The organism is Microbacterium sp. NPDC090007 (assembly GCF_044748345.1).
GTDB lineage: Bacteria > Actinomycetota > Actinomycetes > Actinomycetales > Microbacteriaceae > Microbacterium.
Map to the genome: position 1 here is coordinate 1 of NZ_JBIVFV010000002.1, position 11,741 is coordinate 11,741.

The 11,741-nt window shown below is 70.3% G+C and carries 11 protein-coding genes; 5 read left to right on the forward strand and 6 right to left on the reverse strand.

Annotated features, from left to right (window positions below):
- Positions 1 to 432 precede the first annotated feature (432 nt).
- Positions 433 to 4,020 carry a transcription-repair coupling factor gene (mfd, locus tag ACIPVB_RS08435; RefSeq protein ID WP_400368222.1) on the reverse strand — a complete coding sequence of 1,196 codons (3,588 nt, stop codon included), beginning with the start codon at positions 4,018 to 4,020 and terminating at the stop codon, positions 433 to 435.
- An 82-nt stretch (positions 4,021 to 4,102) separates the two neighbouring features.
- Here mfd and ACIPVB_RS08440 point away from each other — a divergent pair, with 82 nt between their 5' ends.
- The gene (locus ACIPVB_RS08440; protein ID WP_400368223.1) at positions 4,103 to 4,582 is read left to right on the forward strand and encodes a hypothetical protein; all 480 of its coding nucleotides are present in this window, start codon (positions 4,103 to 4,105) and stop codon (positions 4,580 to 4,582) included.
- A gap of 110 nt (positions 4,583 to 4,692) precedes the next feature.
- The gene (locus ACIPVB_RS08445; protein WP_400368225.1) at positions 4,693 to 5,199 is read left to right on the forward strand and encodes a DUF4064 domain-containing protein; all 507 of its coding nucleotides are present in this window, start codon (positions 4,693 to 4,695) and stop codon (positions 5,197 to 5,199) included.
- Positions 5,200 to 5,259: 60 nt separating this feature from the next.
- Here the strand turns inward: ACIPVB_RS08445 and pth are convergent, their stop codons facing one another.
- Positions 5,260 to 5,844 (reverse strand): aminoacyl-tRNA hydrolase, encoded by a 585-nt coding sequence (gene pth, locus ACIPVB_RS08450; protein WP_400368227.1) that lies wholly within the window; start codon positions 5,842 to 5,844, stop codon positions 5,260 to 5,262.
- Positions 5,845 to 5,980: 136 nt separating this feature from the next.
- A complete protein-coding gene (locus tag ACIPVB_RS08455; RefSeq protein WP_400368228.1) occupies positions 5,981 to 6,625 on the reverse strand; it encodes a 50S ribosomal protein L25/general stress protein Ctc in 645 nt (214 codons plus the stop codon).
- Positions 6,626 to 6,919: 294 nt separating this feature from the next.
- On the opposite strand from ACIPVB_RS08455, the gene ACIPVB_RS08460 reads away from it, so the two are divergent.
- Complete coding sequence (locus ACIPVB_RS08460; RefSeq protein ID WP_258222603.1) at positions 6,920 to 7,045, forward strand: hypothetical protein; 126 nt, start codon at positions 6,920 to 6,922, stop codon at positions 7,043 to 7,045.
- A 103-nt stretch (positions 7,046 to 7,148) separates the two neighbouring features.
- Here the strand turns inward: ACIPVB_RS08460 and ACIPVB_RS08465 are convergent, their stop codons facing one another.
- The 3 genes from ACIPVB_RS08465 to ACIPVB_RS08475 are packed head-to-tail and all read right to left on the reverse strand — an operon-like array spanning position 7,149 to position 10,332.
- Positions 7,149 to 8,150: a zinc-binding dehydrogenase gene (locus ACIPVB_RS08465; protein ID WP_400368229.1), complete on the reverse strand. Its 1,002-nt coding sequence runs from the start codon at positions 8,148 to 8,150 to the stop codon at positions 7,149 to 7,151.
- Positions 8,151 to 8,167: 17 nt separating this feature from the next.
- A complete protein-coding gene (locus ACIPVB_RS08470) occupies positions 8,168 to 8,947 on the reverse strand; it encodes an SDR family oxidoreductase (RefSeq protein WP_400368230.1) in 780 nt (259 codons plus the stop codon).
- Positions 8,944 to 10,332, reverse strand: a complete 1,389-nt coding sequence (locus ACIPVB_RS08475) for a GntP family permease (protein WP_400368231.1) — start codon at positions 10,330 to 10,332, stop codon at positions 8,944 to 8,946. Before ACIPVB_RS08475 ends, ACIPVB_RS08470 begins: the two co-directional genes overlap by 4 nt.
- 144 nt (positions 10,333 to 10,476) lie before the next feature.
- On the opposite strand from ACIPVB_RS08475, the gene ACIPVB_RS08480 reads away from it, so the two are divergent.
- Together ACIPVB_RS08480 and ACIPVB_RS08485 are read left to right on the forward strand one after the other, a co-directional pair.
- Positions 10,477 to 11,172: a FadR/GntR family transcriptional regulator gene (locus tag ACIPVB_RS08480; RefSeq protein ID WP_400368233.1), complete on the forward strand. Its 696-nt coding sequence runs from the start codon at positions 10,477 to 10,479 to the stop codon at positions 11,170 to 11,172.
- A 26-nt stretch (positions 11,173 to 11,198) separates the two neighbouring features.
- Complete coding sequence (locus ACIPVB_RS08485; protein ID WP_400368234.1) at positions 11,199 to 11,717, forward strand: gluconokinase; 519 nt, start codon at positions 11,199 to 11,201, stop codon at positions 11,715 to 11,717.
- The last annotated feature ends 24 nt before the right edge of the window (positions 11,718 to 11,741 follow it).

Sequence of the window (11,741 nt, forward strand, 5' to 3'; positions counted from 1 at the left end):
GACAAGTGCACGCTGTTGAGTTCTCAAGGAACGGACGCACCCACAGGCCACAGTCATCTCGACCAACCCATGAGGCAGTTCACTACCTACAACCACCCGACACAAACCCCCGTACAGCCCCGAAAGGACCAGAAAACGAGAGAGAAGCGCCGAACGGCAGACCCCAACAATAGACCAGAAAGCCGAAACTCTCAAGACCATCAATGGGGGGTGGTTCACCACTTGAGGGGACGCGGGGCCTTTCGGCCGCTCCGCTCTCCCCTGTGGGGCGAACAGGTAATAAGTTACGCGGGATCCCCTGACCCGTCGAATCGACACCACCCCCCGGGCGTGTCGTCCCCGAAAATCCGCGGAAACATCAGGAGAACGGGGAAGGGGGCTCCTCACGACCGTCTGGTCGAAGGAACCCCCTCTTCATGCCGCCTCGGGCGCTCAGGCCGACGCCGTCTGAGCCGTCTGGCCTGCCGGCAGTGGCCACAGCGCATCGAGCAGCTGGCGAACCCACGCGATGAGGGCCGCGTCGTCGGCATCCTGCGGAAGCGGCACGACCATGGCATCCCCTCCCGCGACCAGCTTCGCCTTCGGGTACAGGCGCTGCAGGCGCACGCGCATCGACTCCGCCAAGTCGGCCGGGGCGACCCGCAGGTTCGACCCCATGGCGACCACGTCGGCCAGTCCCGCCTGCGCCGCGCGACGACGCAGGCGCGCGACGGCGATAAGACCCTCGACCTCGGAAGGGGGCTCGCCGTACCGATCGCGCAACTCATCGACGACGAGATCGATCGCGTCGTCCTTCGCCGTCGCCGATGCCGCGGCCGAGAGCTTCTGGTACGCCTCCAGCCGCAGCCGTTCGCTGTCGATGTAGAACTCGGGCAGGCGCGCGTCGACGGGCAGTTCGAGACGGAGCTCGGTGGGGCCGTCGACGTCCTCGCCGCGGAAGGTCGACACGGCCTCGCCGATCATGCGCAGGTAGAGGTCGAAGCCGACGCCGGCGATGTGCCCCGCCTGCTCCGCGCCCAGCAGATTGCCCGCCCCCCGCAATTCGAGGTCTTTCAACGCCACCTGCATACCGCTGCCGAGGTCGTTGTTCACGGCGATCGTCTCGAGGCGGTCGGCTGCCGTCTCGGACAGGGGCTTCATGTCGTCGTACAGGAAGTACGCGTACGCGCGATCACGGCCGCGACCCACGCGACCCCGCAACTGGTGCAGCTGCGAGAGACCGTACTTGTCGGCGCGGTCGATGATGATCGTGTTGGCGTTCGAGATGTCGAGACCGGTCTCGATGATGGTCGTGGACACAAGGACGTCGGCGCGGCGTTCCCAGAAGTCGTCGACGACCTGCTCGAGCGCGTGCTCGCCCATCTGGCCGTGCGCGACGACGACGCGCGCCTCGGGAACCAGTTCGCTCAGGTGCGCCGCGACCCGCTGGATGGACGACACCCGGTTGTGCACGTAGAACACCTGGCCTTCGCGCAGCAGTTCCCGACGGATGGCCGCGGCGATCTGCTTGTCGTTGCGCGGGCCCACGTACGACAGGATCGGATGCCGATCCTCGGGCGGCGTGGCCAGCGTGGACATCTCGCGGATACCCGTGACCGCCATCTCGAGGGTGCGCGGAATGGGTGTGGCGCTCATCGCGAGGATGTCGACGTTCGTCTTGAGCTTCTTCAGGGCGTCCTTGTGCTCGACGCCGAAGCGCTGCTCCTCGTCGATGATCATCAGGCCCAGATCCTTGAAGACCACCTTCTCGGTGAGGATGCGGTGGGTGCCGATCACCATGTCGACGGTGCCGTCGGTGAGGCCGGCGAGGGTCGCCTTCGCCTCTTTGTCGGATTGGAAACGCGAGAGGGGGCGCACCGTCACCGGGAACCCGGCGAAACGCTCGGCGAAGGTCTCGAGATGCTGCTTGACCAGCAGCGTCGTCGGTACCAGCATCGCCACCTGCTTGCCGTCCTGGATGGCCTTGAAGGCGGCGCGGACGGCCACCTCGGTCTTGCCGAACCCGACATCGCCCGAGAGCAGACGGTCCATCGGGATCGGCTTCTCCATGTCGGCTTTGATCTCGTCGATCGTCTGCAGCTGATCCTGCGTCTCGGCGAAGGGGAAGGCCTCTTCGAGCTCGCGCTGCCACGGGGTGTCGGGGCCGAAGGCGTAGCCCTTGGACGCCATGCGCGCCGAGTAGAGCTTCACGAGTTCGACGGCGATGTCGCGGACCGCCTTGCGTGCGCGTCCCTTCGCCGCCGCCCAGTCGCTGCCGCCCATCTTGGACAGCGTGGGCGCTTCTCCCCCGACGTACTTGGAGAGCAGGTCGAGCTGGTCGGTGGGGACGAAGAGCTTGTCGCCGGGGTACCCCCGTTTCGCGGGCGCGTACTCGAGGACCAGGTACTCCTTGGTGGTCTTGACGGCGTTGCGTCCACCGCTGGACACCTCGCGCTGGGTGAGCTCGATGAACCGTCCGATGCCGTGCGTCGCGTGCACGACGACGTCACCCGGCTTGAGCTGCAATGGATCGACCACATTGCGCCGGCGCGACGCCAGCTTCTTGACGCCGCGGTTGTCGCCCGTGACCGACCGGCCGTAGAACTCGGTCTCGGTGAGCACCGCGAATCGCGCCTCGGTCAGCTCGAATCCGCGCTCCAGCGGAGCGCACACGACATGAGCGACTCCCGGCTCGGGAGGCGTGCGCAGATCGTCGACCCGTCGCGCAGCGATGCCGCGCTCGGACAGCACGTCTCGGGCGCGATCCACCATTCCGGGTCCGGATGCCGTGACCACCACCGACCAGCCCTCGGCCAGGAGGGTCCCGACGTGGGCGGTCGCCCCGTCGACGTTGCCCTGGAAGGAGGGGATCGGATCGGCCTTCACCCGATGGGCGGAATCGTCGCCGACGACGAGGCCCTCGTCCTCGGCATCCGCCGCCCCCGAATCGAAGGCGCTGAGCTGCCACCAGACGCCCCCGCGGCCGCCGGCGATCTCGTGCAGGTCGTCGAGCGTGACGAAGTCACCCGAGTCGAGGTCGACGGGCGTGTCGGCTCCCGCCGTCGCCGCCGACCACGCGGCCTCGAGGAACTCTCGATTGGTGTCGCCGAGCGTGGTCGCGCGGGCGCGGGAGCGCTCGGGGTCCACGAGGGCGACGGCGCTGCCGCCGGGCAGGTAGTCGACCAGGGTGACCAGATCGTCGACGAGCACCGGTATGAGGGACTCCATGCCCTCGGCGGGGATGCCCTCGGCCATCTTCTCGAGCAGCTGGCGGAGTCCCGGATAGCCGTCGCGCAGCGCCGCGGCGCGAGCGCGGACCCCGGCGGTCAGCAGCAGCTCGCGGCTCGGGTTGAGCGAGACCGCCGAGACGTCGCCGGGCAGGGACCGCTGGTCGGCGACCGAGAAGGCGCGGATCTGGTCCACCTCGTCGCCGAAGAACTCCACGCGATAAGGGTGGTCGGCCACCGGGGCGAAGACGTCGAGGATGCCGCCGCGCACGGCGAATTCGCCGCGCCGCGAGACCATGTCGACGCGGTGGTAGGCCAACTCGATGAGACGCGTCGTCACGGTCTCGAGCTCGTGCCCCCGCCCGCCGACGACGAGTTCGATCGGCTCGACGTCGCCGAGACCGGGGGCGAGCGGCTGCAACGCGCTGCGCACGGACGCCGTGACGACCAGCGGCGCCTCGCCATCCCACGCGGCGATGCGGCGCAGCACGTCGAGACGACGCCCCACCGTCTCGGGGCTGGGACTGAGACGCTCGTGGGGCAGGGTCTCCCACGCGGGGAAGTGCAGGACGTGCGCGCCGGGCAGGACGGCATCCAAAGCGGGCCCGAGCGACTCGGCTCGACGGCCGGTCGGAGCGATGACGAGCACGGCACCCGGATCGCCGGCCGCACGCCTTCGTTCGATGAGGCCCGCGATGACGGGGGCGTCGAGGCCGTCGACGAGGGAGAGCGAGAGGTCGGCGGATGCCGCGGAGGCGGCCTCACGGTACGACTCAGCCTGCTCGAGGGCGCGCACGATCCCGGGAACTGTCACTCGGGAAAGTCTACGCGGGGGCTCCGACATCGGGTCCGGGCGAGGCGGGGGTTGCGCCCTCGCCGTCTTCTACAGTGGCGTCATGACCACGCCGAGCGCTCCGAACGGACCCGTCTTCGCCGCGCCGCACGTCGCGCCCCCGACCGGGTCGCTGACGGGGCCGCCGACCGCCCGCCGTCGTGGGCGTCCGGTCGGAACCTGGGCGCTGCTCCTGGCGATCGTCGCCACGGTGCTGGCGTCGGCGGTCGGCGGGTTCGCGGCCTACCGGGTCGCGCGGGGAGCAGCCCCGGGTGTGACCGAGACGACGACGTTCGACTGGCGCATCCTCTCGCCGGTGCGCGACCTGGTGCTCGTCGGCGAGGTGTCGTTCTGGTCGGGCACGGTGATCGGCATCGCCGCCCTGGTGCTCGGGATCGTCGCGATCGCCCGCCGCGCGGGTCGCGGTGCCGGGATCGCCGCCGTCGTCGTCTCGGCGCTCGGGCCGGCGGTCTTCGCGCTGCTCATCGTCATCGCCGCCGTCGCGGGCCTGTCCGGGTCGGGCGATCCCGGCTCGCCGATCTGACCGGCGATACCCTGCGCGTCGCGGCGTCGTCCACCCCCGCGACCGGCGGTCCGCGCGCGCGTACGGTGGCCGAAAGGGCGCATCGCGCCCGCCGACCAGAGGAGTACCCCGTGAGCACAGCACCCCCGCCCCCGGAGCCGTACGGCCAGCCCGACCGCTCCGACGCCTCCCCCGCGCCCGCCGGACAGAGCGCCTACGGGGCTCCCGCGCCGCAGTACGCCGCGGCATCCCGCCCCGTCGTGTCCAAGAAGCTCGGCGTCATCGCCTTCGTCGCGTCGCTGATCGCGGTCGTCCTGGGCGCGATCCTCGCCGTGGTCGCGGGCCTGCAGAGCGCCGGGCTCGCGCAGTACGCGGACGGCACCGGACAGATCGACCCCGAGAACATCCCGCCCGGGGCCGCTCAAGCCGCCGCCGCGTTCGCGGGGCTCTCGCTCGCCGCCTTCGTCGTCTACGGCCTCTTCGGCCTGTGGGGCTTCATCCAGGGCATCGTCGCCGCCGTGAAGAACCGCGGCCGCGGATGGGGCATCGCGGCGATCATCGTGGCCGTGCTCGGCGGCATCGTCGTGGTCAGTGCGCTCGGCATCGGAGCATCGATCGGCATCGGCTCCACGCTCTGAGCAGCCGAATGGCCCCGGTCCCCTGGACCGGGGCCATTCGCCTATCCGGGCCCGGAAGAATCAGGCGCGTGGAGCGTGAAAACGCTGCTGCGCGGCCACCAGCCCCTCGTCGACCAGCATCTCGACCGCGTCGGCGGCATCCGAGACCAGGATCGGCAGGGTCGTGCGTTCGGTCGCACCGAACGGGTCGAGCACCCAATCCGCGGGATCCTGACGACCCGCAGGACGGCCGATCCCCACCCGCACACGAGGGAAATCGGGCGTACCGAGGGCTTTCGCGATGTCGCGCACGCCGTTGTGACCGCCGTGTCCGCCACCCACTTTGAGCTTGATGGTGTCGAAGGGGATGTCGAGCTCGTCGTGCACGACGACGACGCGCTCGGGGTCGGTGCCGTAGAAGCGCGCGAGTGCGGAGGCGGGGCCTCCCGAGACGTTCATGAAGCTGTTCGGCTTCGCCAGGACGAGCTTGGCGGCGCCGGGACGCAGCCACGTCTCGACCACGCGGGCGTTCGCCCTGTGCGCCTTGAACGACTCGCGGCGGCGGGCGGCGAGCTCGTCGATCACCATCTGCCCGATGTTGTGCCGCGTCGCCTCGTAGCGGGGCCCGGGATTGCCGAGTCCCACGATCAGCCAGGTGTCCGCCATGGCATCCATCCTTCCGGATCCCGCGGGACCCGCGCCGTCCGGGGCGATGCGTCGTCACCGCGTCCGGGTCGAGAAAAAACGAGGGGGCGCGAAACGCGCCCCCTCGCCTGCCGCGGACCGTGGGGTCCGCGCGCGATCAGTTGTCGTCGCCCTCGGTGCCCTCGGCGGCCTCGGACTCCTCGGACTGCTCCTCGGCGACCTCGGCGTCGGCCTCGGCGATCTCTTCGTCGGCGGCGATCGTGTCGAGCGGGATCGAGACACCGACGATCAGGGTCTCGGGCTCGGTGACGAGGGTCGCGCCCTGGGGCAGCGTCAGGTCGGCCGCGGTGATCTGCGTGCCGTCCTCGGCGCCCTCGACGTCGACCTCGATGTTCTGCGGGATGTGCGTGGCCTCGACCTCGAGCGACACCGAGGCGGTGTCGAGCATGGCGACCGTGCCGGGGAAGGGCTCACCGGTCAGGACGACGGGCACGTCGACGTTGACCTTCTCGCCCTTCTTGACCACGAGCAGGTCGATGTGCTCGATGATCTGGCGCACCGGGTCCTTCTGCACGTCCTTCACCAGGACGAGCTGACCCTTGCCCGCGATGTCGAGGTCGAGCAGCGCGTTGGCACGGCGGATGAGCAGTGCGACCTGGTGGCCGGGCAGGGCGACGTGCTGGGGCTCGGTGCCGTGGCCGTAGATGACGGCCGGGATCTTGCCCGCGGCGCGGAGGCGACGGGCGAAGCCTTTGCCGAAGTTCTCGCGGAGCTCCGCGACGACCTTGTTGTCTTCCGACATGATGTTCTCCTCGCGGGCGCGTGGTCCCGCAGATCGTGAGCGGACGGGGTCCGCACCTGTGTGGTCTGGATTCGACTCGAACGCGAGCGCGTGAGGAAAGCCGGGAGCCTGCATCACCGCGTCGATCACGGACATCCGTGCGTGGCGACACGCACGTGGGGACGTCCCTCGCCGAAGTTCCCCAGAAGTCTACCAGCGCGACGCCGGCACGACGACCCGACGGGTTCGGGGCGGACGGGGTGGCCGACGACGGCCGGTTAGGATCGAGGGGCCACACCGACCCGGAGGATCAACATGGACAGCGGCTTCTTCTCTCACGTCGTGCTCGGGGTCATCGCCACCCTCACCGCCATCGGCGGTGTCGCCGCGATCGGCGCCCTGTTCTCGCTCGGCCGGAACGCCTCGTACAAGAAGCACTGACGCGCAGAGCGCGCGTCCGGGCGGCGCCCGGCCGCACGCGAACGCCCCCGTGCACGACGAAGCGGAGCGACCCCGAGGGCCGCTCCGCTTCGTCGTGTCGGCTTCAGAGCGCGAAGACGACCTTGCCCGACTGCTGCGAGTCGCGCGCGACGGCGAAGGCCTCGGCGGCATCCGACACCGCGAACTCGTGGGTGAGGGCCGCCTCGATCGCGGGGGTGCGGGCGAGCAGCTCGACGGCCTCGTCGATCTCGTCGCGGAAGCGGAACGCACCGAGGTAGCGCACCTCCTTCGCGATGAAGGGGGCGAGGTTCACGGGCCGCGGCTCATCGGGCAGCATGCCGACCTGCACGACCGTGCCGCCGGCGCGAACGGCCCGCAGCGCGGTCGAGATCGACACGGGAACGCCCGAGCACTCCAGGACGACCGCATAGGCGTTCTCCTCGATCGCGTCAGCGGAGACATCGATGGTCGTCGACGCCCCCAGCGCCGCGGCCCGCTCGAGCGGTCCCGCCAGCACGTCGGTCGCCGTGACGCGGGCACCGGCGGCGACCGCCGCGGCCACGGCCATGAGACCGATCGGCCCGGAGCCGGTGACGAGGACGTCGAGCCCCTCGACCGGACCGGCCTTGCCGAGCGCGTGCAGGGCCACCGCGAGCGGTTCGGCCAGGACGGCCCGCCGCACCGGCAGGTCCGCGGGCAGGACCCGCACCATATCGGCCTCGACGACCAGGAATTCGGATGCCGCGCCCTGGGTGTGCGGCCAGGTCGAGGCGCTGCCGAGGTAGGACCCTCCGGGCCACAGGTGCGGGGCGTCCTCGATGCCCTCGCGCGGGGTTCCGAAGCGCGCGGGGTGCACCGTGACGGGGGTGCCCGCCGCGAGGGCGCCCGACGGGTCGAGGTCGACCGTGCCCGACATCTCGTGGCCGGGCACGAGCGGCTCGCGCACGACGAACGCCCCGTTGGCGCCGTCGTAGAAGTAGTGCAGGTCGCTCCCGCAGATGCCGACGTAGGCGACCCGCAGGCGCACCTGCCCCTCCCCCGGTTCGGGAACGGCGATCTCGCGCACCGCGGCGGTGCGCGCCGACTCGATCAGCAGAGACGTCATGGTCTGCTCGTCCACGCTCACACCACCGCCGTCATTCCGCCGTCGACGAAGATGTTCTGTCCCGACACGAAGCTCGAGGCGTCGGATGCCAGGAACAGCAGCGCCCCGCGCAGCTCGTCGACCGCGCCCCAGCGGGCGGCCGGCGTGCGCTGCGTCAACCACCGCGTGAACTCGGGGTCGTCGACGAGGTCGCGGTTCATCTCGGTCGCGAAGTAGCCCGGGCTGAGGGCATTGACCTGGATGCCGTGACGAGCGAGGTCGGCCGCCATCCCGGCGGTCAGCTGGGCGACACCGCCCTTGGTCGCCGAGTACGGTGCGATCGTCTGGCGCGCCAGGCGCGACTGCACCGAAGCGACGTTGACGATCTTGCCCGAGCCGCGCGCCACCATCGCGGGGGTGACGAAACGCGAGACGTAGAAGACGCCCGAAAGGTTGGCCGCCACGATGTCGTCCCAGTCCGAGACCGCGAACTCGTGGATCGGCGCGCGGCGTTGGACGCCGGCGTTGTTCACGAGGATGTCCGGGACTCCGACCTCGTCCATGACGCCGCCGATCGCGGCCTCGACGGCCGCGGCGTCGGTGACGTCGAAGACCACGGCGTGGGCGGGGCGGCCCGACAGTTCCTCGGCCTCGGCGCGGGTCCGCTCCACGGCATCCGCGTCTCGGCCGTGCATGATGAGGCGGGCCCCGCCACGAGCGAGGGCGAGCGCCAACGCGCGGCCGAGGCCCCGCGACGACCCCGTGACCAGCGCGAGCCGGTCCGAGACGTCGAAGAGGCCGGCGTTCGCGCCCGTCACAGCAGGGCCCCGACGCCGAAGACGAGGAGGGCGGCGATGAAGCCGAGCACCGACTCGATCGCCTGCTGCACCGTCCACGTCTTCAGGGTGGTCTTCACGTCCATCCCCATGAGGCGCCCGACCAGCCAGAAGCCGGAGTCGTTGACGTGACCGGCGAAGACCGAACCCGCGGCGGTGGCGAGGGTGATCGCGACGACCTGGAGCGGCGAGAAGTCGCCCGCCATGACGGCCGGAGCCGCGAGGCCCGCGGCGGTGACGAGCGCGACGGTGGCCGAGCCCTGCGCGAGACGCAGGATCACGGCGATCACGTACGCGGCGACGATCACCGGCAGGCCGAGGTCGCTCAGGCTCTCCGAGAGCGCGTCGCCGATGCCGGACGCGCGAAGGACCGCACCGAACATGCCACCGGCACCGGTGATGAGGATGACGGAGCACACCGGGCCGAGCGCGGAGTCGACGACCTTCTCGAGCGCGGTGCCGTTCTCGCCGCGGCGGAACCCGAACACGACGGTGGCCACCAGCACCGTGATCAGCAGTGCGACGGGCGAGTTGCCGAGCAGCACGAGCACCTGCACGACGATGTTGGCGGGATCGACGATCCCCGCCGCGCCGAGGGTGGTCAGGCCGGTGTTGAGGAAGATCAGCAGCATCGGCAGCAGCAGCACCGCGATCACGGTCGCCGGCTTGGGCGGGTTGGTGGGCTGGTCGGCGTCGACGTCACCGAACAGGGCCGGGACCGGCAGGACGATGCGGCGGGCGATGAACTTCCCCCAGAGGTAACCCGAGAGGTACCAGATGGGGAAGGCGATGATGAGGCCGACGATCAGGACGAGGCCGAGGTTCGCGCCGTACAGTCCGCTCGCGGTGACGGGACCGGGGTGCGGGGGCAAGAAGACGTGCATGACCGAGAACGCGGCGGCGGCCGGCAGACCGAAGAGCAGCACGTTGTTGCCCGACACCCGGCGCGCGATGGCGAAGATGATCGGGAGCATCATGACGAGCCCCGCGTCGAAGAACATCGGGAATCCGAGGATGAGCGAGACGATACCGAGGGCGAACGGTGCGCGCTTCTCGCCGAAGACGCGCACGAAGGTCTCGGCGAGCGATTGCGCCCCGCCGGAGTGCTCGATCAACCGTCCGAGCATGGCGCCGAGGGCCACGAGCAGCGCGACCGTCCCGAGGGTGCCTCCGAAACCTCCGGTCAGGGTCGTGACGATGGCCGACACCGGGATGCCGGCGACGAACGCCGTCACGAGCGACACGATGATGAGCGCAAGGAAGGCGTGCACCTTGAGCCAGATGATGAGTACGAGGATGAGCGCGATCGCGCCCGCGGCGATGGCGAGCAGAGGCGCCGTGCCGAGTGTCTGGGTCCAGTCGTCCAAGAGATCTCCGTTGATTCAGCCGGTCGGACGCGTGTTCGGGCATGCTGTGAACGCCGTGCGTCCGCCGAGGCGGTCACGGCATCTTCACACAATGATCATATTTTTGACAAGATAAGGTCGTACCAAACGGCCTGAGGAGGGGTCATGGCCCGAGCGTCCCACGGTCCGCTGGTGGACGCCGTCGGCATGCGCATCGTCGACGGCGACCTCGCAGCCGGCCGGGTGCTGACCATCGCCGACCTCGAAGCGGAATACGAGGTCTCGCGCACGGTGGTCCGCGAGGCCGTGCGCGTCCTCGAGGCCATGGGCATGCTCGAACAGCGTCGACGCGTGGGCATCACCGTGCGTCCCGCTGCGCACTGGAGCGCTCTGGACACCCGACTCATCGGTTGGCAGCTCGCCGGCCGACGACGGGACCAGCTCATCGTGAACACCACCGAGCTCCGCGCCGCGATCGAACCGGTGGCAGCGCGCCTCAGCGCACGTCGCGCCACCGACCTGCAGCGCGGCGAGATCCTGCGTCTCGCCGACGAGCTCGCGCGCCTCGGTGCCGCCGGCCTCGGCAACTCACCGGAGTACCTCGCGGCCGACATCGCGTTCCACGACCTGATCCTCATGTCCAGCGGCAACCTGATGCTCGCCGCCGCGCGCGCGCCGATCGCCGCCGCGATCGAGGGCCGCGCGATGCACGGCCTGACCCCCGGCATCCCGAACCCCGACGCCCTGGACAACCACGTCGAGACCGCCGCCGCCATCGGCCGCGCTGACGCCGACGCGGCGGAGGAGCACACGCGACGGTACGTCGCCGCAGTCCTCTCCGAAGTGCGCCGCACCATCTGACCCCTCCCCCGACGAAGAGAGAAGCTATGTCCACGCCTGTTCCCGTCCTGGTGTTCATGGGCCCCGCCGGCACCGGCAAGTCCACCGTCGCGGGCATGCTCGCGGGTCGCCTGGGCTGGGACTTCCAGGAGGGCGACGACCTGCACCCGACGGAGAACGTCGCCAAGATGGCGTCCGGGCACGCCTTGAACGACGACGACCGGTGGCCCTGGTTGGATCGGGTCGCCGGATGGATCGACGGACAGGTCGCCGCGGGCCGGCCGGGGGTCATCACGTGCTCGGCTCTCAAGCGCAGCTACCGCGACGTGCTGCGTCGCGGGAACGTCACCTTCGTGCTGCTGATGGGCGACCCGAAGCTCGTGCTCGAACGTCTGCTGCGTCGCCAGGGCCACTACATGCCCCCGTCGCTGCTGACGTCCCAGTTCGAGACGCTCGAGATGCCGGATGCCGATGAGCAGGCGATCCGCGTCGACCTCGACCTCACCCCGGGAGAGCAGGTGCAGGAGGTCGTCGACCGGCTCGAGCTGACCCCTTCACCCTCCTGAAACACCCCCGGGCCGAGCCGATAC